Origin of the sequence: Microbacterium sp. GXS0129 (genome assembly GCF_044769785.1) — a bacterium.
GTDB lineage: Bacteria > Actinomycetota > Actinomycetes > Actinomycetales > Microbacteriaceae > Microbacterium > Microbacterium nymphoidis.
Window position 1 is genome coordinate 415,923 of the sequence record NZ_JBIZVZ010000003.1, and the last position, 21,871, is coordinate 437,793.

Here is a 21,871-nt window from a genome sequence, read left to right on the forward strand (position 1 = left end):
GGGATGTTCGAGTCGGGATCCGCGCGCGGTGTGCTGCGCAGCGGATCGGCGACCGGTCAGGGGGTCGCGTCCAGCAGTAGCGTCGCGAGGTCGGCGGTCATGCGGAGGGGATCTGCATCGATTCCCTGCTCCAGCTGCTCCTCAAGCAGTTCGTTCACGTAGGCGTTGCGGGCGAGCTGGGGTGCCTGTTCGAACGTGAGCAGTCCGCCCCCGAGCTTGTCGACGAGGATGAGCCGCTCCCCCTCCGTGAATCCGTCGATGACCGCCCCCGGCTCGGCGTGCTGCATCGCATCGAGGATCTGCGAGGAGTACAGATCCTCTTTCGAGATCTCCTGAGAGTCGATGCGCAGCTCCTCGACGCTCGCGCCCGCGGCGATGAGGCGGTCACGAAGGGCGGCGGCGTTCGTGGTGTCGACCGTCGCGGAGCTGCCAGTCACCCCGGCGGAGGTCGGCGAAGCGGGCGCCATACTCGCGGCGATCACCTCCTCAGCGCCGTGGACGCGCCAGACGGTGACGGCGAGATCGGACTCCTTGGAGACGTCGCCCAGTCGTTCGAACGCGGAACGCAGGTCCGCATCGTCGGGCGGGGACTGCTCCAGCAGCGCAGCGCGCACCGCGTCCTTCAGCTCTTCGGCGCGGGAGCGGATGCGCTCGTACGCGTCGACGCCGCCCGGTTCCTCGGTGGCCGCCCGAAACGCCGAGCTGTCGACCCCCCAGTCGTCAGCAAGGAGAATCAGCGCACAGTCCGCGGTGAGAGCGGACTTCACGGCGGACGCGAGAGCGTCGACGGGTCGAGTGCCGCCGTACTCCTGACCCCAGAAGTCCGAGCCGTAGGAGGCGATGTCATGCTGGGCCGCGAAGTCTGTGCCCACGGCACTCTGCAAGCCGAGCCCGTAGGTGACGGCGGTGGAGGCAGGCACAGTCACGTCGCCGCAGACCGCGGCGGCGCCGTCCGCCTCGCGCGTGATCGCCCATGCCCCGGCGGAGACTCCGCCGATCAGCAGCACCGCGACGACCGCACCGATCATCGTCCGTCGTCCTTGACGTGCCCTCTGCATTCCTGTTCCTCCGGGACTGCACTCGAGACGTGAACATTCTTGTTCACTTAGACACAGTCTTAAACGGAGAGGAACATTAGCGAAAGTTTGTGTTCACTATTGATCACTTCGGAGCCAACACAGGTCCCTGACGAGCGTGAGAGATCGAAAACGCACCTCCGAGCGACCTCAGAGGTGCGTTTTCGATCTCTCACCGCGACACGTCACGGAAACGTCGGGGACGTGGCGCGGTGACCGACACCACGCCCCCGACGTGATCAGCGGGCGGTGCGGGCGAACGCCACTGCGGCGAGCGCGGCGGCCTGGTCTCCGAGAACCCCGTCGTCGAAGATGACGCGCGGCGAGTGGTTCCACTCGACCGTCGCCAGGTCGGTCTCCGGCGGCGAGGTCATCAGAGCGATGAAGGTTCCGGGCACCTCGTTGAGCACGAAAGCGAAGTCCTCCGAGCCCATCATGGGCGTCGGCATGATCGTCACGCGCTGCTCACCGAAGGTGTCGCGCAGCACGTCCACGGTCTCCGCCGTCTCCGCCGGGTCGTTGACCGTGACGGGATACATCGTCTCGAAGCTGATGTCGGCGGTGAGGCCGTGCGCGCTCACCACACCCTCGATCACGCGCGGCAGCCCCTCCTGCAGTGTCTTCAGCGACGCCGGCGACATGTTGCGGACGGTCGCGGCCAGCTCCACCTGCTCCGGGATCACGTTCACGGCACCGTCGCCCGTGGACAGCCGCGTGACCGAGAGCACGATCGGGTCGAACGCGTCGAACCGGCGGGTCACGAAGCTCTGCAGCGCGAGCACGATCTCCGCGGCCGCGGGCACCGGATCCAGGGTCTGCTGCGGCTGCGACCCGTGTCCGCCGCGACCCTTCACGGTCACGTGGAGCTGGTTGGAGCCGGCGGCCACGGCGCCGGCTCGCGTGGCGAAGACGCCTCGGGGGCCGGGTGCGACATGGATCGCGTAGGCGGCGACGGGACGCTCGCCTGCAGCGTCGAGAAGACCCTCGTCGAGCATGACCTTCGCTCCGCCGTGTCCTTCCTCGCCCGGCTGGAACATGAAGATCACCGATCCGTGGAGCTCGTCCTGGCGAGCGGAGAGGAGCTTCGCAGCACCCACCAGGCCGGCGGTGTGCAGATCGTGACCGCAGGCGTGCATGTTGCCGTTGGCCGAAGCGAAGTCGAGACCGGTCGCCTCATCGATCGGCAGCGCGTCCATGTCGCCACGGAGCAGGACGGCGGGCCCGGGGTGTGCACCGCGCAGCACCGCGACGACGGATGTGGTGGCCGTTCCGGTGCTGATCTCCAGCGGCAAGCCGGCGAGGGCGTCGAGCACCTTCTGCTGGGTCCGGGGGAGGTCGAGTCCGAGTTCCGGGTCGGCATGCAGGGCGCGGCGCAGGGCGACGAGCTCGGGAAGGATGCCGGCCGCGTCCGCGGTGAAGTCGGGTGCTGTCATGGTTCAGCCTTTCGTGGTGGTGGTGTCGGCCGGGCTCGGCATGCGCATGAACGCCAGTGCCACGGCGGCGATGAGGAAGGCTCCGGCGCAGACGGCCCAGATCGTGACGTAGCCGCCGATCGAGGAGGACAGCGAACCGGAGGCGGTGAAGCCGGCGAGGATCACGGCGAACACGGCGCCGGCAGCGGAGCCGCCGAGGGTGCGGAGGGAGTTGTACACACCGGTCGCGATGCCGGTCTGGTCGCTCGGAGCCACCTCCGCGACGAGCGCGGGCAGCGCACCGAGCAGCAGGCCCATGCCGATGCCGTTGATGGCCGAGACCAGGAAGATCTGCCACAGCTGGTCGTGGAACGCGATCTGTACGAGCGAGCCGCTTGCGGCCAGGATTGCGCCGGTCACCAGCACGGTCCGGATGCCGACCCGGCGTGCGATGGGTGCGAAGGTGGCGGCGCCGATCGTCGCGAGGATGGTGACGACGGCCGTGACGGCGGAGGCCGTGCCCGCACTGGCGGCGAAACCGTATCCGGTCTGGGCGGGATCTGCGGTGAGGAAGGTGGTGGACGGCGACTGCGCGCCGAACATCACCATGCCGAAGAGGAAGGCGGTGAGATACACCGGCCCCATCCGGCGCGAGACGATCAGGCGCACATCGATCGCGGGCGATGACGATCGCAGCTCCCACAGCACCCAGAGCGCGAAGATCACGACCGCGGCCGCGAGGGTGCCGATCGTGGCGGCCGATCCGAAGCCCTCGCTGGAGGCGAGCCGGAGGCCGAACAGCAGGACGATCATGGCCAGTCCGATGCCGATGAAGCCGAGCACGTCCACCTTGGCGCCGGTGCGGGAGGTGGACTCCGGCACCTTGAAGAAGACCGCGTACACGCTCACCGCGACGAAGAGCACGGGAATGAGGAGCGTGAGGGTGAGGCTCGGCAGCAGCGCCGAGAACACCCCGGCGGAGATGGTACCGAGGATCGCGCCGCCGGTGAGGCAGGAGACCAGCAGACCGATCGACGTGCGGGCGGTCTCGCCCTTGATGCGGTTGTGCACCAGGGCGATCTCCAGAGGCAGCCAGACGGCGAGCGGCCCCACCAGGATGCGGGCGGCGAGCACCAGCGGATAGTTCGGCAGCAGAGCGGTGACGAGGGTTCCGATCAGCACGGAGATCACGGCGATGCGCAGCATGCGGCGATGACCGAAGATGTCGCCGAGCTTGGACAGCAGCGGCACACAGACCGCCGCGGCGAGCGTCTGCACGGTGAGGAACCAGGTGATGTCGGCGTCGGACACCTTCAGGTGGCCGGCGATCTCGCCGAGCAGCGGGGCGTAGAAGCCCTGAACGAAACCGCTCGCGAGCTCGCAGAAGATGAGGAAGCCCACGACGGCGCGAGCGCTGACCTTGGGCAGGGATTGGGTGACGGGGGCGTCAATGGACATGGTGGACCTGTTCGTCGGAGTCGCCGGAGCGACGCGGCGGGCGTGAGACGAGCGCGTCGATGATGTCGACGTAGGAGTGCTCGGCGATGCGAATGCGTTTGACCGACTGCCGGTACAGGGTGAGTCCGGCGATCGTGTCGAGGAGGACGTCATGGTGGACGTCGGCGGGGAGCTCGCCTCGGGCGATGGCGCGGTCGATGATCTCGATCCCCTGCGCTCTGCGGTGCTGGAAGAACCCGTCCCAGAGGGCCGGGAAGACGTCGGGCTCGAACATGGCGCGCAGGCCGTGTCCCTGCTCGGGCGAGAGCTCCTGATTGCGCTGGTTCTGCAGCGCGTGCTCCAGGAGATCGGCGCGGACATCGCCGGAGTCGGGAACCTCGCCGATGCGCACCTGAGACTGCAGGACGGCCGCGACCAGCGCGCCCTTGTCGGCGTACCGGCGGTAGATCGCAGTCTTGCCGCACCCCGCCGCCTTCGCGACCTGCTCCACGCTCAGTGCGGCATAACCTCGCTCGCCCAGGAGCCGGGCCGCGCTCTCGAGGATGCGCCTGGTGAGGTCCTCGTCGGTGGGACGGCCAGTGCGCTCAGCGGGGGTCGCGGTCACACCGAAACGATACGGTACGACGTGTTTCGTAAGTGTTACAGATGGATCACGATGAGAATCACGGAGCGCGAAGAGGCATGCGGCAGGCGAGTGCCCGGCATGGCGTCACCCGGCGCCGGATACAGCGCGGCCCCAGCCGGTACCGAATACCGCGCCCCGCCAGCCGGTACCGAATACCGCGCCCCGCCAGCTGGTACCGAATACCGCGCCGCGCCAGCCGGTACCGAATACAGCGCCGCGCCAGCCGGTGCGGAAGACAGCGCGGCGCCAGCCGGTGCCGAGGACAGAGCGCAGAGCAGGCCGAACGCGCCCCGGACGAACACGAGACGCCACGCAGAGCAAGAGCGGGGACGCTCGGGGTGACCCCGGCTCGCGAGGAGAACCCCGCGCGCTCTGACTCCTCGCGCTCAGACCGCCGCGGGGGGCGCCACCGATGCGGCACGGCGGGCGATCAGCATGATGCCGGCGGCGGCGAGGAGGAAGATCAGGGCGAGCATCCCCCACCCCGCGAGCCCGTAGGTGAGCGCAGTGGCGTTGACGACCATCGGCGATGCCAGTGCGCCGAGCGAGAAGCCCATGCCGAAGACTCCCTGGTACGCGCCCGCGCGCACGGGATCCGCCAGCTCGAAGCTGAGTCCCCACGCTCCCGCCTGGGAGAGGATCTCCGCGAAGGTGTGGGCGACCATGCCGAGGACGAGCACCGCGATGGCGGCCCAGGTGGGAAGGCCAGCTGCGAGCGCGTAGATGAAGCAGGCCCCGGCCATGAGCCAGCCCGCAATCATCGTCACGCGTCCCGCCACGCGGATGTCGTGGGTGCCGCGCGAGGCGCGCACTTGGAAGAGCACCACCAGCGCGGTGTTCAGGACAAGTAGCACCGACACGATCACGGTCGGTGCTTCGGTCTCCTGCGTGATCCACAGCGGCACGCCGAGCTCGGCCACGCCGAACTGCATGCCGAACACCGCCGAGAGGACGGTCAGCAGCAGGTAGCGCGGATCCCGCCAGGGCGAGCGACGCCGCCAGTCGCTGCGCTCCGCCTGGGCGACGGTGTTGATCGACCCCGTGTCGGTGCGCAGCGCAGTCGTGCTGCGGGCAGGGGCGTCGACGCCTGAGGGGAGCCGCAGCAGCGGGATGGAGCCGATCGCGCACAGCAGTCCCGCCGCGAGGATCACCACGCGGTAGGCGGGCGCGGTGCCGAGCGCGAGCGCAATCGCCGCGATGCCGGAGCCGAGAGCGATCGACAGGTTCGTGACGGTGCGCAGCACCGCGCGGGCGTGCACGCGGCGCTCGGGAGCCAGCCCTCGGGCGATGATCGCGGAGCGAGCCGAGTGCCCCACGGAGTCGAAGAATCCGGAGAGGCTGGCGAGGATCAGAGCGGAGAGGAAGTCGCCGGCAAACGCGTATCCCGCCAGCAGCAGACCACCCAGGGCCTCGCACGCGAATGCGATGCGTCGCGCGCTGCGCCGATCGGACAGCCATCCACCCACCAGTGATGCGACCACCCCGCACGCGCTGGACACGGCCAGCACGAGCGCCGCCTCCCCCGCGCCGAGCCCGAGGATCTGCGTGAAGAAGAGCACGGTGACCGTGAGGAACACCCCGCGACCCACCCGGGACACCGCTGTCGAGGTGACGAGGGCGCGAAGCACCGGGTCATTCATCGAGGCGGTGAGCCTGCGCCACAGCCCCTCACGAACGGGGGCGGGACCTGCAGAGCTCACCACTCGATCCTCGCACGTGCGCGGTTCTTGTCATGACGCGGCGGCGGAGCAAGCACGTCGCTACCGGACGCTCACCGCCGGGCTCGGAGCACGCGAACACGAACGGCGCGTTGATGGGGAACACAAATCAGCGCTGCTCTGCCGGAGGATCATCGCCGCCACGCCGGAGGATCAGCGATCAGCCACCCGGGCCCGACGGATCGATCGGGGCGCCGTCGCCATGCTCGGGGAGGTCGCCGCGCTCGACCGGCATCCCCGCAGGCGGCTCGGGCGCATCGGAGAAGAGCAGTTCGAGTTCCGCGACCGACGGCACGTGCACTGCCTGTGCGGCCGCCCGCAGGTCCTCCTCCGAAGCGCCTCGGCCGCTCACGCGGATGAGCACATCGTCACGCGTCGCGACGTACTCGTGTGCGTCTCCCGCAGTCCGGTGCCAGAGTCCGTCATCGTCCTCTTCGCATGCCACGGCCACATCGTGCGCCTCGAAGAGCGGAGTTGCGGCGCAGTTCTCGGCGGTCACCTCTCCGAAGTCGGTGCGGATCGTCAGTATCCCGCCGCGCGCCTCGCTGAACCACGACGCCGACATGCCGCGGGAGCCGGTCGAGCCGACCGACTGCACCGCAAGATCGTAGCCGTCGACATCGGTCGTGTAGACGAGTTCGGGCGTGATGCCGAGAGAGCTCGCGCTCTCGGCGATCCGCTCGGGGTCCGCGGGCGTGTTTCCACCCGCGCCGGTCGCGCACGCCGAAACTGTCAGGGCGACAGAGGCCGCGATCGCGAGGGCGATCACGGGCCGGAGCGAGGCATGGAGGCGCACGACACGATCGTAGCCATGGAGTGCGGCCGCGCTCCAGGACGTGAGAGGAAACAGCCCGCACGTCGTGGGCGTCCCGAGCGGTCGTTGCCCGGCCTCCCCCGCCTCGCGGAGCGCAGGAACTGCACGCGTGGCCGATCGCCCGGTGAGCGATCAGCCACCATTCCGGTCCGCCAGCCCCGATACGACAAAACCCCCGGAAGAACCGGGGGTTGTCATCTGTAGCAGGAGCGGGGCTTGAACCCGCGACCTCACGATTATGAGTCGTGCGCTCTCACCAACTGAGCTACCCTGCCGCACGGCATTTTCATGCCTTGAGCCCCGAGTCAGGATTGAACTGACGACCCCTTCCTTACCATGGAAGTGCTCTGCCACTGAGCTATCGGGGCGTTGTCACCCTCACCGGGGCAACTCATCCAGCGTACCAGATGATCGAGGTGGCGATTGACCACTCACTCCGTGTGAGCGCGCAACCAGGCGATCGGATCGACGGTCTTTCCGTCGATGATGATCTCGAAGTGCATGTGTGCACCGAACGAGCGACCGGTGTTGCCCGTGAGCCCGACGACGGTGCCCACCGTGACCTGGTCCCCGGCCTTCACGCGCAGCGAGCCGTACTGCATGTGCGCGTAATGGCTCGTGACGATCTGGCCGTCGATCTCGTGATCGATGTACACGTTCACGCCGTATGCGCCGCCGTTCTCGGTGGCGATGCGAACGGTGCCGTCGGCGATCGCCTGGACCGGCGACCCGTCACCCGGCTGGAAGTCGGCTCCCTCGTGCATACGCCCATCGCGCATGCCGAAGCCATCGCCCACGGGAACGCCGACGGCGAAGGGCCACTGGATCGGTGCGGAGACGTTGTTCACGAAGACCGACGACGAGTAGTTGCGGATGCCGCTCTCCTGGGCGAGCTCAGCGCCCGAGATCGTCGAGTAGTTCTCGCTGCGGGCGAGGTCGTCGGTGAGGGCATCACCGGAGGCGACGAACGCCTGGATGTCGGCCTTGGCGGTGGACGGTCCGGTGCTGGCGACCGAGGCGACCGCCGAGCTGCTTCCGATCGACGGCGGCAGCGCCATCGCGAACACCAGGGCCGCGGCAGCGCCCATAACGCCGATGGAGGCGCCTGCGGTCGCGATACGACGGACGTTGCGACGCTTGCGGGGCGCGACGTGCAGGTAGACGGGAAGGTCCGATACGGGAAGCGTTGCGTCAGCGGGCGCGCTCTTCTCCTCGATGATCGACGTCACCTGCGTGTGACCGGCCTCGGCAAAGACGCGCGATGCCTCGGCGAACGCGTCGCCTTCGGGATCGGCGATGACGTCGGAGATGTGCGCGACGGGAACAGTCGGCCCGGGGGCCGCCTCCGCGGCTGTGCTCTGCTGGGCGCGACGCGCGTCGCTCCGACGCGAGGGCTGTGGGCGCTGTGCGACGGTCTCGGCGGCGGGCTCGGCGGGCGCGACAGCATTGTCGGCGGGAGCGACGCCAGCGGCGGCGATCGTGACGGCGGCAGCGCGAGCGCGCAGGGCACGGCGCGTCAGGCGCGCACCGGAGTCGGCGGGAGCGGATTCGTCGCGGTCAGCTTCAGACACAGCGCCGTCACCGGCTCGGGTGTGATCTATCGACAAGAACTCGTTACCTCAGGGTTGGCCGCACAACCGCGACACGAACAGATTCAGGGGGCGGACCGAACTCCGCTGCGGGTCAGCAAAAGTAACGATCAGGTAAAGGCTACCCCCGCTCCGCTGAAAAAGCCATCCGAAGAGCGAACTCTGTTAGCAATCCAGGACCTCAGCCGGCCAGCGCCGCGATCACGCGATCATGGGCGGCGGGAGATCCTGCGACGATCCGCGGGCGTGAGCCTTCCGCGTCGAGAAACGACACCGTTCCTCCGGCCTCGATCACCAGCAGGGCACCGGCGGCGTGATCCCAGGCCTTCAGATCCCGTTCGGAATAGGCGTCGACGCGGCCGGCCGCCACAGAGGCGAGATCCAGCGACGCGGCACCGAACCGGCGCAGATCGCGGGCGAAGGGCAGCACACGCGCGATCTCGGCGAGGTCAGCGGCATGAGTCGTCCGGTCGTAACCGAAGCCGGTGGCCACCAGCTCGCCCGCCGCACTCGGCTCCGCCACCCGCAGTCGCTCGCTCGTGCCCACGCCGTCCAATCGCGCACCCTCGCCGACCGCTGCACTGAACATCTCGTTTGTCGCGGGAGCGAAGATCGCACCTGCGACCGCCGTCCACTCCCCCACACGGGCGGGACCCGAGACCACCGCGACGCTCACCGCCCAGAACGGCAGACCCTGCGCATAGTTGACGGTGCCGTCGATCGGATCGACGATCCAGGTCAGCCCATCCGTGGGGACCGGGTCGTACTCCTCGCCGATGATGCCGTCACCCGGTCGCTCACTCGCCAGCCGATCACGGATGAGCCGTTCCACCTCGCGGTCGGCTTCGGTGACGATGTCGGCGAGCGTGGACTTCGTGGCTGCGATCCGCACACCCTCCGCACGTCGGCGAGCGGCGAGCTCCCCCGCCTCCCGTGCGATGTCGATGGCCAGGTCCCGAAGCTCCGCACTCATGCCGCCAGCCTAGGCGTCCAGGCCCGGTGGGCGGACGGCCGTCAGGCGACGCGCAGGTTGCGGAGGGCGCGCTGCGAGGGTGGTCACCTGCGGGATTCTCCGCCTTTTGGCAATACATGGGTCGTCATCCGAATGGCACTCGTGCCCACGATCACGTCAGGGGTCGACGTGGCTTGCCACGTTGAGAATACGACCGCTCGGGTCTCGGACGAAGAACCGCCGAATCCCCCAGGGCTCATCGCGCAGTTCACGAACGATGTGTTGCTCTGCCGCAACGGCCTGCTCGAACGCGGCGTCAACGTCGGCGACCTCAATGGACACATCGATCTGAGTCAGCTCGGGATCCACAGCCGTCTCACTCTTCCACGCGATGATGACCTGCGTGGTCGGAGTACTCCGTGACGCGAGCATGAGCATCCCGTCCTCATCCATCGCGACTCGAAAGCCCAGAACTCCTTCGTAGAACGCACGCATTTCACCGGGCCGGTCCGTCGTCATCACCGGCATCGCACGACGAATCTCCACGTTCGTAGGTCTATCACACTGATAGACCTCGCGCAGGCTCCCTCCGGGAACGACCAGCGTCAGCCGGCAGCCGCTTCGCACACCGTCACCCGCAAGAACGAAGGGGGCAGCCTGCCCGAAAACGAGGCGATCAACGCCGCGATCCCTCTGAGACGACCCCAGACCCGCAAACCGGTCCCTCGCGCCTGACTGAAACGAGAAGCGCCCCCGAAATCGGGGGCGTTTCTCTTCGCTGTTCGAGATCTCGGGACAAACTCAAGAGTTTCGCGAACATTTCATGGTGGGTTGTTCGCGGAACTCGTTCTGCTGCATGTTTCCGAGCCTCTTTCTGCCGCGTGATTCCGCCGATCCTCCGCCTCCGCGGGGTTAATCCTCCGGATAGTTGGCCAACGCCCGTGATCCCGCAGGTTGGTACTTCTATGCGAGAGCTTCGTCGGACATGGGTCGCAACCGCATCAAGCTCCCGCGACTTCCGAGCCGGACATAACTGGGCACGCCTGTGAGCTCCGTCAAGTGCCGTGTGGTCGGCTTTGTTCGTGACCCGCGCGATGCCGCACGGTTGGCATGCAAGTGCTCGGCGCGAGCCCGAACGGTTCTGAAGAGCGGGCCAACGAGTCTCCATCAACGGGCGAGTCTGGCCTTAGATTCGGACCAATGGCAGATCACGAAGCATCGTGCGTACTTTCTCTCGCGTTGGCGCACGCATGCTTGTCACTAGGTCAGAAGGCACTTCGCGCGAGGGCACCATGGCCACCGATTTGCGAGGGCGCTTCCTCAGCATTCGTTGCAGGGTTGCGCGGGAATGACTGAGGAATAGTGCGAGGATGTCGGTCTCATCTGAAGCATACCCACGTCCATCGCCGAGAAGATCATCTCTAAAGTCGAGGTAAGAGAACAACTCTCGGTCGTCATTGAGTGCCGTAGTGACGACAGCAAGGTCAGCGATAGTGATCATGTTGGCGCCTAACCTCTCTCCAAGCCGCTCCGGCCGCCATATGAGCCCCGAGTATTCGTGCAGAAGCACAGCCAAGCCGATGAATCGGGCGTCCTTGGAAAGAGCGAGCGGTGTGCCACCGATGGTCACAGACTCGCCGCCGGCGAAAGCCTTCTTGCGACGAGCAAGTTGGCGCTGAACTCCTCCGATCCCGTTGGCGTGCCCTTTCGCGGTTGTTGGAACGTCCTGCCCCTCGTAGTGCGCTTTCACTTCTACGTTGAGGACGTGTGTGCATGAGCGATCAGTGGCGAGGATGTCGAGCTCGCCGATGTCGGTTGGGGAAATGGCAATGCGAGCATCGCCCCCATGAACGCGCACGCCGTCGCAGCGCGCCAGGATCCGGCCCACGATGTCCTCTACCAGTGCGGCAGACTGTTTCGGGCGCAGATCGGCTCGCGCCAGCTCGAGCACTGGAAGGTGGAGCCGGGTGGTCGCGGCTTCAAGGTTTGCGGGGATAATCGTGCCGTCAACATTCACGAAGGGGTGCGTGACCGACCCGCGCATCATGCTCAGCGAACTAAAACTGCGGCCGTGATACTCCCCCGCTCGAATCGCCATCTTCGCTGCGAGTGCGCGCGCGGGTCCAGGCATCGTCTCCGGAGCGCCACGGAACCAGTTACTCGAGTGCGCGAGCTCATCAAGATAGTCAACGAGGCTCTCGAACTCGCCGCGCGCAATGCGGGGCTCCGCCGCCAGCACAATCTGTCGAGCGACTTCCGCGGCGCTCCACCCGAAGCGTGTGCGCACACCGGTCAGCACATCATGGTCAAGCGGAGACAGAGCCGCAACATCGAATGAGTCCACCGGCCTCAGCGAATGCTGCAGAGTGAGCAGATTCCGCCAATCCTGTGCAGCTTGCAAGAACTCCACGATGCCATGACCGAGCTTAGTCCCAGCGCCACCGGCGGCAACAACCCACAGCCATCGCTTCAAGGGAACCTCGATCGGATTCGGCGAACCCCGCAGCTTCGACACAGCGGCGTAGAAGAACACCAGATTGAGCACGTTCTTCGGGCTTACGACCCCGAGATGCTCGGTCGCTCGCTGATCTGCGCGGTCTACCCATCCCGAAAGCTCGCGCTCGACATCTCTCATCAGTTCCGGGTCCAGGGCCGCTGGCAGTCTCTGAAGATGCGCGTTCGGAGTCCGAAGTAGCCGCTCCCTGGCAAAGATCGCCTCTTTCGCCACGCGCGCCACCGGGGCGCGCACGAATTCCGGTGGCAGATGCCCCACCACGCCTGCAAGGCCCCACACATCATCTGCGCCCATGTCTCCCCCTAGCCACCGCAGCATATCGACCTCGCACGAGGCGGATTCCCCCGCTGTCATCGCGAGACGCATGCTCCGCAGCGGGCAACCTTCGGGACTGAGCAGTCTTGCAATCTGCTCTGACCTCTGCTTTCTCGGTTCACTCGACACCCTGGATTCGCGGGGCCCGCGTTGTGAACAAAGTCCGTCACTGTGGCCCTGCGGATGTGGCAGCGTCACCTATCTGGTCGCGGGTGCAGGGTGCGTAGCCCTCGCTGTGAGCGGCGGGCTACATGAAGCCTGCACACAGTGAGACGGGGAGCCTCCCCAATCACCGTTCCGCTCGTTTCACATGGGAAGTAACGTCAGTGCAAGATCCAGCTCGCGACCGCCAAGCTCCACCAACCAGATTCACCGTTGCCGGCCACACGGCATCAACCTGGACGGTGCCGCTGCGTCACTGGCTCGAGAGCCAGGACGACCGTGCGAGCATGATCCGCCGTTGGAATGACCAGTTTCGAACCGGTGTAGGGAAGGTGGATGGCAGTGTCATGCCCAGGCTCGTAGACATGGAAACCTCGGCGGCCGTAGAAAACTGGCAGCCTCTCAACGTCTAGCAGCTAGGACACGTCGGACTCCGACGAGTACCGCACCTGCGCGGAGTGCGGCAGCGACTGCGCGGCTGAACCGTTCGATGCCGGCGAGTGCGACGGCTTCAGGGTCGCGTTCGTGTGCTCGGCTCACGGCGTGCACTCAGTCATCGATCCCTTCGAGGGCGAGCGATAGTGTCGGAGTTCGCAGCCGGTTCGTCGCCGACGTCGACAAGTGGGATCAAAAAAACAACTGAGGGGTGGACATGATCCGATTCACGGACTTCATAAGAGTGTCGGAACCGAGCGCGACGAAGGTCAAGCTCAACATCCGCGCGGGCATCGGAGGCGCCGCGGCCTGGGACCTGCTGCTCGCGGAGGACCCCGAGGAGTGGCTGAACATGACCCGCCACCGCGAGCTGCACCAGAACAACAACATGGGCGACGCCGAGTACGTGCTCGCGTTCGCGCAGTACTACCCCTACGGCCCGCAGTACTTCATCTTCGGCGGCTTCTTCCGAGTCACCCCGGTGGTGCCGGAGCTCATCGGCGGGGCCGGCTACCACCTGGAGCTCCTCGACGAGTTCTCCGAGTACATCAAGCGCCTCATCATCAAGCTAGAGCAGCCGGTGGGGCGAGACCTCTACCTGCGCCGCTACGACCGGATCCAGGACAGCAAGCTCAACCCGGAGGTCTACGAGCTCGCGCCGGACACGAAGCTGGGCACGTTCCCGGGCTACCAGAACGTCCGGCTCAGGCATGCCGAGATGCAGCGGATCATCGCCAACGACGAGCCGAGCTGGAAGGACGCCCTCTCCAGCGTCAAGGGCGTCTACGTCATCACCGACCTGAGCGACGGGCGGCAGTACGTCGGCTCAGCGTCTGGAGAGGCCAACGGCCTCTGGCAGCGCTGGTCGGGCTACGCGCACCTGAAGAACCTCACCGGCGGAAACAAGGAGCTGAACCGGATGCGCGAGGAGCTCGGCGACGCACACATCGTCGAGAACTTCCAGTACTCAATCTTGGAGATCTTCGACCCGAAGACCAAGGCGGAGACGATACTTCAGCGGGAGTCGTTCTGGAAGCTGGCGCTCGATAGCCGTCGGCATGGCATGAATCTCAACTGACGAGTCGGAATCGATCGGAGAACAAGCCACGACGGTATCAACATCGCTTTCGCGGTTGGGTCGTGGCTCGAAATCAGGCGTGGCCCCGTTTGACGACCGTCTCATCTCCTGTGCGCGGACTCCGGCCGTACGCGCACAGGAGCCCATGAACGGCTGTAGCGCCGCGTGTGTCAGCTCGGGTGCGGCCGGAACCCGGATCGGGCGCAGCAGCGGGTCGGCGCGGTCCGCGTAGCCGCGCGCCCACTCGACCCATTCGAGAGCCGATGCGCTCCGCGACTCGTCGGGGTCCGACAGCGCCTTCGCCTCCAGCTCAGCTGCGTATTCACGTATCGCAGCTACCTCGCGCCACTTGGCGACCTGGCCCGTGAGCAGCTCCGCGCGGTGGCTGTCCGTGAGCGCTTGGACCGCTTTCTCCCGGGCGATCTCCCACTGGCGCTTCCGCTCGATTTGGTCGAGCTCCTCCTGCGCGCGGCGCTCGACCGCGGCCTGGTGGCGGAGCTCAAGCTCCTGGAGCACCTGCGCGAGCACGACTTCCAACGGGCGCTCCGGGCGGTCCTCCCAGGAGCTGCCCCAGAAGCCGCTCCCTAGAGCGAGGATCTTGATCGCCAGCCGCTCGGTCGGCACCACGTCCCACTTGGGCACGGCATACCCCCGGCCGGCGCGCGCGAGCTCGCTCTTGGAGGCGACATGCTCCCGCTTCTCCGTGAGCTGGTGTACGCCGAGCTTGAACTCGTCGGTGCCGATCACGAGCTTGAAGTGCCCGGGGTCCTCCTCGTTCCGGTCGAAGAACCCCCACTGGTTCTTACGCCTCCCCCTAGTCTTCGACACCTTGTACTCTCGACGCTCGGCCTCCGACGCGAGCGCCTGGACGAGCCGCAGCGCCCTGCTCCTCTCGCCCGGCCGGACCTCGAAGTCCTCCCGCTCCGGCAAGTGCTTCACTAGGTCGGACGCGCCGCGGAGGGATCCAGGAACTGGGATCGGCTCCAGCACGCGGGTCCGCCACTCGGGCAGCGGGTGCAGCCTGACGCTCGCTGTGCGAGTGCGGTAGTCGTGACTGACGGTGACCTGCATGCCCTCCTCGAACGAGAAGAACGCGCCAGCGAACACGAAGACGGCATCACACCACCCGCGGCACGAACGCGACGCAGCCGACGCACCGCACCCGACACCCGACTCCTCCTGCGCAACAACCGCCGAAGATCACAAACACGCGCCAGCCAGCGCACATAGCTACGCCGGCAGCCGCTTCACACTCCATCACCCGCAAGAACGAAGGCGCCAGCCTGCCCGAAAACGCGACGATCGGCCTACGAACGCCATGAAGTGACCGAAACTCTGCGAAACCGCCCACTCACGCCTGACCGAAACGAGAAACGCCCCCGAGATCGGGGGCGTTTCTCATTGCTGTTCGAGTTCCCTGAACAAAACTCAGGAGCTTCGCGAACAATCCATGGTGGCGGGTGAGGGATTCGAACCCCCGTAGCTTACGCGTCTGATTTACAGTCAGATCCCTTTGGCCGCTTGGGAAACCCGCCAGGTGCGCACCCGACCGACTTGTACAGCCGACCAGAGGCGCGGATATCGATACTACCGGAGCTTCGGCGTGACCAGAAATCGGCTGATCAGGGGCGGGTCTCAGGTGTCGATGCGGTGAGCCTCATCGCCCGCGTCGTCACGCGGAACGCGCAGCAGCGCGCCCTCGGCCCGGCACGTCGCCGCCGCCACGTCCATCGCCTCGGCGAGAGCCTGCTCCCATGCCGCCTCGTCGAGCTGCGGGCTGCGCACGAGCGCCTGCACCACCGTCGCCAGCGTGGCGTCCCCGGCACCCATCGTGTCGACGATGCGCCCCGGCAGGACCGAGATCCCACGGGAGACGCTGACGCCGCTCGCGTCCAGCCGCGCCCCGTCCGCTCCGGCCGTCGAGAGCACCGCGGCAGCCCCGAGCGCCAGCATGCGCTCCCGCATCTCGGTGAGGCTCGACCGGTACAGCAGACGCGCGTCGTCATCACCGATCTTCACGAGCGCGGCCGCGGGCACCAGCGCCTCGAAGCCGGCGATGAAGCGATCGCGATCGTGCATCATCCCGGCACGCGGATTCGGGTCGATGACCAGCCGCGTGGGCGTACCGCCGACGGCGTCGGTCAGGTCGTTCGCCTGGGCTTCGTCGTCGAATGCCACGCAACTGACCACGGTGACGGGTGCCGCGCCGATCGCGGCGCGTTCGGCTTCGCCGTAGCGGATCCTCCGCTGTCGGGCGGCCTCGGAGAACACGTACACCGGCTCCCCCGACGGGCCCCGCTCGCTGACGGCGCGGGCAGTGCCGAGCGGCGAGGGCGTCGCCAGCAGTTCGACGCGATATGCGTCGAGGAGCTCGCGGATGCGATCGCCCGGCTCGTCATCGCCCACCATCGCGATGAGCGTGGTCGGCACGCCGAGCACGCTCAGTCCGACGGCGACGTTGAGTGCGGCGCCACCGATGAACTCGCGAACGCCATGCGGGTCCCTGAGCTCGTCGATGAGTGCGTCACCGATGACCACCACCCGGTCCTCGCTCATGCGTCCTCCAGCACGCGGCGCACGAAGTCCTCTGCGCGGCGTCGCGTTCCGTCCAGGCGATGGTTCACATCGCCACGGATCTCGCCCGGTGCCAGGGGAGCCGCCAGGCGGACCGCGTCATGGCACGTGAGATCCGCGCACATGTACGTGCCGATGCCGTCACCGCGCTCCCCCGCCGTGCCCCCTCGTCGCGCCGTGAACATCGTCACCTGGTCCGCGGGCTGCATGGTGTGACAGATGTTGCACACGCCCGCTCGCGCATGACTGGACCCGGACGCCGCGCGGAGCATGATCCCCGTGGGATGGCCATCGAGTTCGACGATCAGATACGCACGATCCCGCGTGCGCGGGTCCCGCCAGGCGACGAAGTCCATGTGATCCCAGTCCAGGATCAGAAAGGCCGTCGGCACCGCCATCAGCTCGCGCTCGCCGTCGGACGCGTTCGCGAGCGCTGCGCGCGCGTCATCTTCGGTCATTCCTCGCATGAAGCCTCCGTCGGCGAGTCTAGGAGCCTCTCACGCCGCGCGGGCCGGAACCGCCACACCGGGCAACGACCACACGCCGAAGCCCGGGCCGTCGCAGACGATTCGAGTCGCGCCTTCCGCACAGGCAAGCGTGACCTCACCGAACAGCGGCGCAGCGGCGCCGAGGCCCTCCACGGCCTGATCCGGAATGTCCGCGGCAGCAGCAGAGCGCGCCGCCGCGATCAGCAGGGTCTCCTCGGCGCTCTCCCGCACGAACACCAGCAGTTCGTCGGACACATGCAGCCATCGCATTCCCCCGGTGGCCAGTGCCGCATGACCCCGGCGCAGCGCGATCAGATCGCGATACAGCGTGATGCGCTCGGCCACCCGACCCTCGCCCTCCGTGCCCCAGGGCATCGGCGTACGGCTCGATTCGCCGTCCGCGCCGGTGAGGGCGTACTCGTCACCGGCGAAGACGACAGGCAGACCCGGCAGCGTCATGGAGAGCCCGACGGCCACGGGCACGGTGCCGGGCGCAGCGTTGGTGGCGAACCGCGCCGTGTCATGGGTGTCGAGTGGCTGCATGTTCCCGAGCCGGACCCGCCAGGGGATGCCCGCGGTGAAACGCGTGATCGCCTCGGCGACATCGCGGCCCGAGTACCGGGGGATGCCGCCGACCGGCTGCGTGAAGAACCACGGATCGGTGGAGGTGGTGCCGTCGGCCTCGAGGTAGGGAGCGTGCGTGGGCCCGCTCAGCCACCCCCAGACCGGCCGGGTGAACGAGGGGTAGGTCATCGCTCCGTGCCACGCATCACCCTGAAGATCGCTCTGTGCGTCGTTGGTCGACTCGCCCAGCAGGATGCGCTCCCCGGGGACCGAGGTGATCGCACGCAGCAGCCCTCGCCGCACGTCGGCGTTCAGGTCGATGGCGCCGAGCCGTCCGGTCATGTTGGCCACATCCACGCGCCAGCCGTCGATGCCGAACGGCTCGCGCAGCCAGTGCGCCACGACGGAGTCCTCATCCTCGTAGAACCGGCGACGCAACTCCGCATCGGACCAGTCGAACTTCGGCAACGTGTCGTAGCCGAGCCAGGACTCGTAGCGCGTGCACTCCGGATCGGTGAAGTAATAGAACCCGGCCTCCGCTGCCTCCGGATGACCTTTCGCAGCGCGGAACCACTCGTGGCTGTCACCGGAGTGGTTGCTGGTGAGGTCGCCGATGATCCGCATGCCGCGTGCATGGACAGCAGCGATCAGGCGGGCGTAGGCCTCATCACCGCCCAGGAGCTCGTCCACGTGACGGAAGGTGGAAGCGTCGTAGCGATGATTGGATTCGGCGGGGAACACCGGGGTGAGATAGACCAGATCGACGCCCAGGTCCTCCAGGTGATCGAGGTGCTCGATGATGCCGTCCAGGTCGCCGCCGTAGAACTGCTGGGTGCGGCCGGGCATCACCGGGTCCACCGGATCATCCCAGGCCGCCGGGATCGCCCAGGCCGGTGTCGGGCGCGTGTCGGCCGCAGCCGAGCGAGCGAAGCGGTCGGGGAAGATCTGGTACATCACCGACCGATGTAGCCACGCCGGGGGCGCCGCGGTGGTCACCAGCGCGAAATCCTCGCTGTCCAGGGTCTCCCCGGTGTGCAGCCCGGATTGATTCAACCACTGAACCCGGCCGTCGTCGTGGATGAAGACAAAGCGGTAGCCGTGCCTCGGGTTCGCCACCGTGATGGGCGCTTCCCACCACTCCCATCCGCCGGCCACCCCGATCCGCTCCGCCTCGGTCCAGGCCGGCTCGTGATCAGGATTGGAACGGGTACGAACCGCGGCGAGCGGTCCGAAATCGACCGGCACCCGCACGCGCACGCGCACGGTGTCCCCGAGGGCGGGCGCATCGTCCGAGACATACAGCGCGGAGCCGTCGTGGTGCGGTGTGAGCGTCATCCGTGGTCCTCCCTCAGCGAGGGCGGCGGCCTCGTCCCCGGCCGTTGTCCCCTCGTGCGGTCAGTCTAGGGGCGGCTTCGGACACCGCGCTGTTCGAGGATGCGAAGCCCTTCCATGGCGGCGGTTTCGACGTCGGCGATCGCGGAGAGCAGCGCACCCGCCTCTGCGAGAAGGCGGGGCTCCCGCCCGGATCCGGCGGCGTCGATCAGCTCCGCTGCGCGCGTCCACCGGCGGGCGGCGTCCGCGAAGAGGTCGACGCCGCGCTCCAGCGCCGAAGCCTGTGCCGGAGCGAGATCGGCCGCGACGATATCGCGAGCCTCGATGAGAAAGTCCCGATAGAGCGCGCGGAAGAGTCCGCCGCCAGTCCCGCCGCGCTCCATCAGAGCCGCGATCTGTCGCAGGTCCTGGGGCGGGTCGGCGACGCGCTCCAACCAGGCCGGCACCTTCCGCGCCGCCGTGCGCACACCGCGGCCGCCGACGTTGGCGATGGGCGGATTGAGGTATGCGTCAGCGGCCGCGACGATCGCGTCGAGGATCGCGGGCGACAGATCGAGGGAAGCTCCGGCCCGGATCGTGAACGAGCGGTTCCGTGCGGACATCGGGCCGCGGGCTGAACGCGCCGCCGCCAGGCTGTCGAGGTCCGTGGACACCTGGCCGCCCTGCTGCGCCGTGTCGACCAGGTGCGCACGCTCCCCCTCGTACCCGGTCATCGCCACCACGTGTCCGGCGAAGTGCACCCGGGACGTGAAGTACGGCAGGTAGAAGCTGTCGAGTTGCAGCCCCACCGCCGAACCGCTGTCGAGGGCCCCTCGCACCTGCTCCCACGCCAGCCGCGGGGACGCGGTCTCGTGCACGTTCAGGGTCACGCCGCACCGCTCGGTCACCGCTCGGACGATCTCGAACGGCTTCACCCGCCCGCCGATGAACGGAAGCGGCTGCCGACGAGAGTCCCAGTAGACGAACGACAGCCCGCTCCCGAGCCCGAACAGCATCGGCTCGGACAGGGAGATACCCGCGTCCGCGAACAGCACGCGGAGCGTCGAGGTCTCGCAGTGAACGCCGCCCGCCAGCGCGGGACCCCCGCTCATCGGCTTTCCCCCACGCGCTCGTGGAGCCAGGCGCGCTCAGCCTCCCACTGGTGGAGGGAGTATGAGAACACCTCGCGGGCGGCGAGCGGGAGCGGCTGCTGACTCCGCTCGGCGGCACGGATCGCCGCGATCCGCTCCTCCACCTCGGCCAGTCGCGCGCGAAGGACACGCGCATAGTCCGGACCGACGAGGTCGAGGTTCGCGAGAGCGACAAGGAAGGGATTGGCCGCGGGCTGTGCATGCTCCAGAAGTTCACCGACCGCCGTGAAGGCTTCCTCCCGCCCCGCGGCGGTGGCATGCATCACGCGGCGTGTGGTCGGCCCCGTGGCGGCCGCATCGGATGCCAGCAACCCCCGCTTCTCCAGCTTGGACAGCAGGTAGTAGATCGAGGAGAAGCCGATGTCGGTCCACTGGCGGATGCCGCGCTGCTCGATGACACGCTCCAGGTCGTAGCCGTGACGCGGCTGCTCGATGACGAGTCCGAGGATCGTGAGCTCGGCGGAGGTCAGAGTCATGTTACTATTCTAGCACTAGAATAGCAACGCCTCTCTCTTCCGCCTTTTCGCGGTCCCCGCGGATACACTGGCGACATGCCAAGCGACAGTAGTTTCGACATCGTTTCCAAGGTCGACCACCAAGAGGCCGACAACGCACTCAACCAGGCGAAGAAGGAAGTCGAGCAGCGCTACGACTTCAAGGGCACCGATGCCTCCATCGACTGGAGCGGTGAGAGCATCCTGATCAAGGCCAACACCGAGGAGCGCGCACTCGCCGTCCTCGACGTGTTCCAGTCCAAGCTGATCAAGCGCGGCATCTCCCTGAAGAGCCTGGAGTCGGGCGACCCGACGCCGAGCGGCAAGGAGGTGCGCATCGTTTCGACGATCAAGAACGGCATCTCCCAGGAGAACGCGAAGAAGATCGGCAAGATCATCCGCGATGAGGGCCCGAAGGGCGTCAAGAGCCAGATCCAGGGCGATGAGCTGCGCGTGCAGTCCAAGAGCCGCGACGACCTTCAGGAGGTCATCCGCCTGCTGAAGGCGTCCGATCTCGACGTCGATCTGCAGTTCATCAACTACCGCTGATCGCCCAGACGCGCGAAACCCCGCCTGCTCCCCTGGAGCGGCGGGGTTTCTGCGTACGGAGGACTAGGCGGTGCGGGCAAGCGTGCCGATCTCGGCAGCACTGCGGTCGAGGATGATGAGCTGGTCGGCGTCGACCTTCACCGCGCGGACGGCGCTGAGCCAGGTATCCACATCCGGACAGGCCTTCATCGTGGACGGCATGCGCGAGAGGGAGATGGTGTCTCCGTCAGCGGCAAACGTTGCGCCGATGCCGTTACAGCCGTCCGAGCCCAGAACCATGCCATCCGCAGTGAACGTGAGGTAGGCACCACCCTCATCGCCCCAGGTTCCGAGCGCGGACTCCAGCAGCGCGCGATCACCCTGGGGCGCGGCCGACAGCGGCGTGGGTGTCGGGTTCGCGAACGCGGGACGACTCGGGGTCGGAGAGGACGAGGGAGAGGAGGACCCTCCCGCCCCGGCAGACGAGTTCGTCGCGCACGCGACCAGCGGCGCGGCGAGTGCCGCGACGAGGAGGAGCTTTCCGAGTGTGCGGGCCATGCCGTCAGTCTCACGACTCCGGCTGGCAATTGCCAGTGCCCTCCCCGCAGAACG

The 21,871-nt window shown here is 67.4% G+C and carries 19 protein-coding genes and 3 tRNA genes; 2 read left to right on the forward strand and 20 right to left on the reverse strand.

The features are described 5' to 3' along the window. Positions 1 to 56: 56 nt before the first annotated feature. The 12 genes from ACIQJ5_RS12165 to ACIQJ5_RS12220 form a co-directional block, all read right to left on the reverse strand. On the reverse strand, positions 57 to 1,058 hold the full coding sequence (locus tag ACIQJ5_RS12165) for a hypothetical protein (RefSeq protein ID WP_402844244.1): 1,002 nt from the start codon (positions 1,056 to 1,058) through the stop codon (positions 57 to 59). Between the two features lie 257 nt (positions 1,059 to 1,315). Further along, positions 1,316 to 2,509: a M20 family metallopeptidase gene (locus ACIQJ5_RS12170; protein ID WP_231091704.1), complete on the reverse strand. Its 1,194-nt coding sequence runs from the start codon at positions 2,507 to 2,509 to the stop codon at positions 1,316 to 1,318. A gap of 3 nt (positions 2,510 to 2,512) precedes the next feature. After that, positions 2,513 to 3,946, reverse strand: coding sequence for an MFS transporter (locus tag ACIQJ5_RS12175; RefSeq protein WP_402844247.1), 1,434 nt, complete (start codon positions 3,944 to 3,946; stop codon positions 2,513 to 2,515). Next, complete coding sequence (locus ACIQJ5_RS12180; protein ID WP_402844250.1) at positions 3,936 to 4,550, reverse strand: TetR/AcrR family transcriptional regulator; 615 nt, start codon at positions 4,548 to 4,550, stop codon at positions 3,936 to 3,938. Before ACIQJ5_RS12180 ends, ACIQJ5_RS12175 begins: the two co-directional genes overlap by 11 nt. Before the next feature lie 407 nt (positions 4,551 to 4,957). Further along, positions 4,958 to 6,271, reverse strand: coding sequence for an MFS transporter (locus tag ACIQJ5_RS12185; protein ID WP_402844253.1), 1,314 nt, complete (start codon positions 6,269 to 6,271; stop codon positions 4,958 to 4,960). Between the two features lie 178 nt (positions 6,272 to 6,449). Next, positions 6,450 to 7,085 carry a hypothetical protein gene (locus ACIQJ5_RS12190; RefSeq protein ID WP_402844256.1) on the reverse strand — a complete coding sequence of 212 codons (636 nt, stop codon included), beginning with the start codon at positions 7,083 to 7,085 and terminating at the stop codon, positions 6,450 to 6,452. Between the two features lie 219 nt (positions 7,086 to 7,304). Beyond that, positions 7,305 to 7,378, reverse strand: a tRNA-Met gene (locus tag ACIQJ5_RS12195). Positions 7,379 to 7,399: 21 nt separating this feature from the next. Next, a tRNA-Thr gene (locus tag ACIQJ5_RS12200) sits at positions 7,400 to 7,471 on the reverse strand. Between the two features lie 63 nt (positions 7,472 to 7,534). Next, positions 7,535 to 8,674, reverse strand: a complete 1,140-nt coding sequence (locus ACIQJ5_RS12205) for a M23 family metallopeptidase (protein ID WP_231091699.1) — start codon at positions 8,672 to 8,674, stop codon at positions 7,535 to 7,537. A gap of 199 nt (positions 8,675 to 8,873) precedes the next feature. Further along, on the reverse strand, positions 8,874 to 9,665 hold the full coding sequence (locus ACIQJ5_RS12210; protein WP_402844259.1) for an inositol monophosphatase family protein: 792 nt from the start codon (positions 9,663 to 9,665) through the stop codon (positions 8,874 to 8,876). A gap of 156 nt (positions 9,666 to 9,821) precedes the next feature. Then, positions 9,822 to 10,190: a VOC family protein gene (locus ACIQJ5_RS12215; RefSeq protein WP_402844262.1), complete on the reverse strand. Its 369-nt coding sequence runs from the start codon at positions 10,188 to 10,190 to the stop codon at positions 9,822 to 9,824. A 640-nt stretch (positions 10,191 to 10,830) separates the two neighbouring features. Continuing rightward, a complete protein-coding gene (locus tag ACIQJ5_RS12220; RefSeq protein ID WP_402844264.1) occupies positions 10,831 to 12,453 on the reverse strand; it encodes a hypothetical protein in 1,623 nt (540 codons plus the stop codon). An 835-nt stretch (positions 12,454 to 13,288) separates the two neighbouring features. Between ACIQJ5_RS12220 and ACIQJ5_RS12225 the strand changes: the two genes are divergently transcribed. After that, positions 13,289 to 14,149 (forward strand): GIY-YIG nuclease family protein, encoded by an 861-nt coding sequence (locus ACIQJ5_RS12225; protein WP_402844267.1) that lies wholly within the window; start codon positions 13,289 to 13,291, stop codon positions 14,147 to 14,149. Here the strand turns inward: ACIQJ5_RS12225 and ACIQJ5_RS12230 are convergent. The 7 genes from ACIQJ5_RS12230 to ACIQJ5_RS12260 form a co-directional block, all read right to left on the reverse strand. Beyond that, complete coding sequence (locus ACIQJ5_RS12230) at positions 14,039 to 15,256, reverse strand: hypothetical protein (RefSeq protein ID WP_402844270.1); 1,218 nt, start codon at positions 15,254 to 15,256, stop codon at positions 14,039 to 14,041. The genes ACIQJ5_RS12225 and ACIQJ5_RS12230 overlap by 111 nt on opposite strands. 344 nt (positions 15,257 to 15,600) lie before the next feature. Then, positions 15,601 to 15,684 (reverse strand) — tRNA-Tyr (locus ACIQJ5_RS12235). A gap of 100 nt (positions 15,685 to 15,784) precedes the next feature. Further along, positions 15,785 to 16,705, reverse strand: coding sequence for a carbohydrate kinase family protein (locus ACIQJ5_RS12240; RefSeq protein ID WP_402844273.1), 921 nt, complete (start codon positions 16,703 to 16,705; stop codon positions 15,785 to 15,787). After that, positions 16,702 to 17,181: an FBP domain-containing protein gene (locus tag ACIQJ5_RS12245; protein ID WP_402844276.1), complete on the reverse strand. Its 480-nt coding sequence runs from the start codon at positions 17,179 to 17,181 to the stop codon at positions 16,702 to 16,704. Before ACIQJ5_RS12245 ends, ACIQJ5_RS12240 begins: the two co-directional genes overlap by 4 nt. A gap of 39 nt (positions 17,182 to 17,220) precedes the next feature. Further along, complete coding sequence (locus ACIQJ5_RS12250) at positions 17,221 to 19,110, reverse strand: glycoside hydrolase family 13 protein (RefSeq protein ID WP_402844278.1); 1,890 nt, start codon at positions 19,108 to 19,110, stop codon at positions 17,221 to 17,223. Between the two features lie 65 nt (positions 19,111 to 19,175). Further along, entirely contained in the window at positions 19,176 to 20,198 is a 1,023-nt protein-coding gene (locus ACIQJ5_RS12255) for a BtrH N-terminal domain-containing protein (protein WP_402844281.1), read from the reverse strand. Beyond that, a complete protein-coding gene (locus ACIQJ5_RS12260) occupies positions 20,195 to 20,713 on the reverse strand; it encodes a PadR family transcriptional regulator (protein WP_402844284.1) in 519 nt (172 codons plus the stop codon). Before ACIQJ5_RS12260 ends, ACIQJ5_RS12255 begins: the two co-directional genes overlap by 4 nt. Before the next feature lie 75 nt (positions 20,714 to 20,788). On the opposite strand from ACIQJ5_RS12260, the gene ACIQJ5_RS12265 reads away from it, so the two are divergent. Continuing rightward, on the forward strand, positions 20,789 to 21,280 hold the full coding sequence (locus tag ACIQJ5_RS12265) for a YajQ family cyclic di-GMP-binding protein (protein WP_231091682.1): 492 nt from the start codon (positions 20,789 to 20,791) through the stop codon (positions 21,278 to 21,280). A 63-nt stretch (positions 21,281 to 21,343) separates the two neighbouring features. On the opposite strand, the gene ACIQJ5_RS12270 is transcribed toward ACIQJ5_RS12265, so the two are convergent. After that, positions 21,344 to 21,817, reverse strand: coding sequence for an META domain-containing protein (locus ACIQJ5_RS12270; RefSeq protein ID WP_231091680.1), 474 nt, complete (start codon positions 21,815 to 21,817; stop codon positions 21,344 to 21,346). Positions 21,818 to 21,871 lie beyond the last annotated feature (54 nt).

Excerpts from the sequence above, each read along its gene's own strand:
- ACIQJ5_RS12165 (WP_402844244.1), bottom strand. The coding sequence starts at position 1,058 with ATGCAGAGGGCACGTCAAGGACGACGGACGATGATCGGTGCGGTCGTC.
- ACIQJ5_RS12170 (WP_231091704.1), bottom strand. The coding sequence starts at position 2,509 with ATGACAGCACCCGACTTCACCGCGGACGCGGCCGGCATCCTTCCCGAG.
- ACIQJ5_RS12175 (WP_402844247.1), bottom strand. The coding sequence starts at position 3,946 with ATGTCCATTGACGCCCCCGTCACCCAATCCCTGCCCAAGGTCAGCGCT.
- ACIQJ5_RS12210 (WP_402844259.1), bottom strand. The coding sequence starts at position 9,665 with ATGAGTGCGGAGCTTCGGGACCTGGCCATCGACATCGCACGGGAGGCG.
- ACIQJ5_RS12220 (WP_402844264.1), bottom strand. The coding sequence starts at position 12,453 with ATGGGCGCAGATGATGTGTGGGGCCTTGCAGGCGTGGTGGGGCATCTG.
- ACIQJ5_RS12225 (WP_402844267.1), top strand. The coding sequence starts at position 13,289 with ATGATCCGATTCACGGACTTCATAAGAGTGTCGGAACCGAGCGCGACG.
- ACIQJ5_RS12240 (WP_402844273.1), bottom strand. The coding sequence starts at position 16,705 with ATGAGCGAGGACCGGGTGGTGGTCATCGGTGACGCACTCATCGACGAG.
- ACIQJ5_RS12245 (WP_402844276.1), bottom strand. The coding sequence starts at position 17,181 with ATGACCGAAGATGACGCGCGCGCAGCGCTCGCGAACGCGTCCGACGGC.
- ACIQJ5_RS12250 (WP_402844278.1), bottom strand. The coding sequence starts at position 19,110 with ATGACGCTCACACCGCACCACGACGGCTCCGCGCTGTATGTCTCGGAC.
- ACIQJ5_RS12255 (WP_402844281.1), bottom strand. The coding sequence starts at position 20,198 with ATGAGCGGGGGTCCCGCGCTGGCGGGCGGCGTTCACTGCGAGACCTCG.
- ACIQJ5_RS12260 (WP_402844284.1), bottom strand. The coding sequence starts at position 20,713 with ATGACTCTGACCTCCGCCGAGCTCACGATCCTCGGACTCGTCATCGAG.
- ACIQJ5_RS12265 (WP_231091682.1), top strand. The coding sequence starts at position 20,789 with ATGCCAAGCGACAGTAGTTTCGACATCGTTTCCAAGGTCGACCACCAA.
- ACIQJ5_RS12270 (WP_231091680.1), bottom strand. The coding sequence starts at position 21,817 with ATGGCCCGCACACTCGGAAAGCTCCTCCTCGTCGCGGCACTCGCCGCG.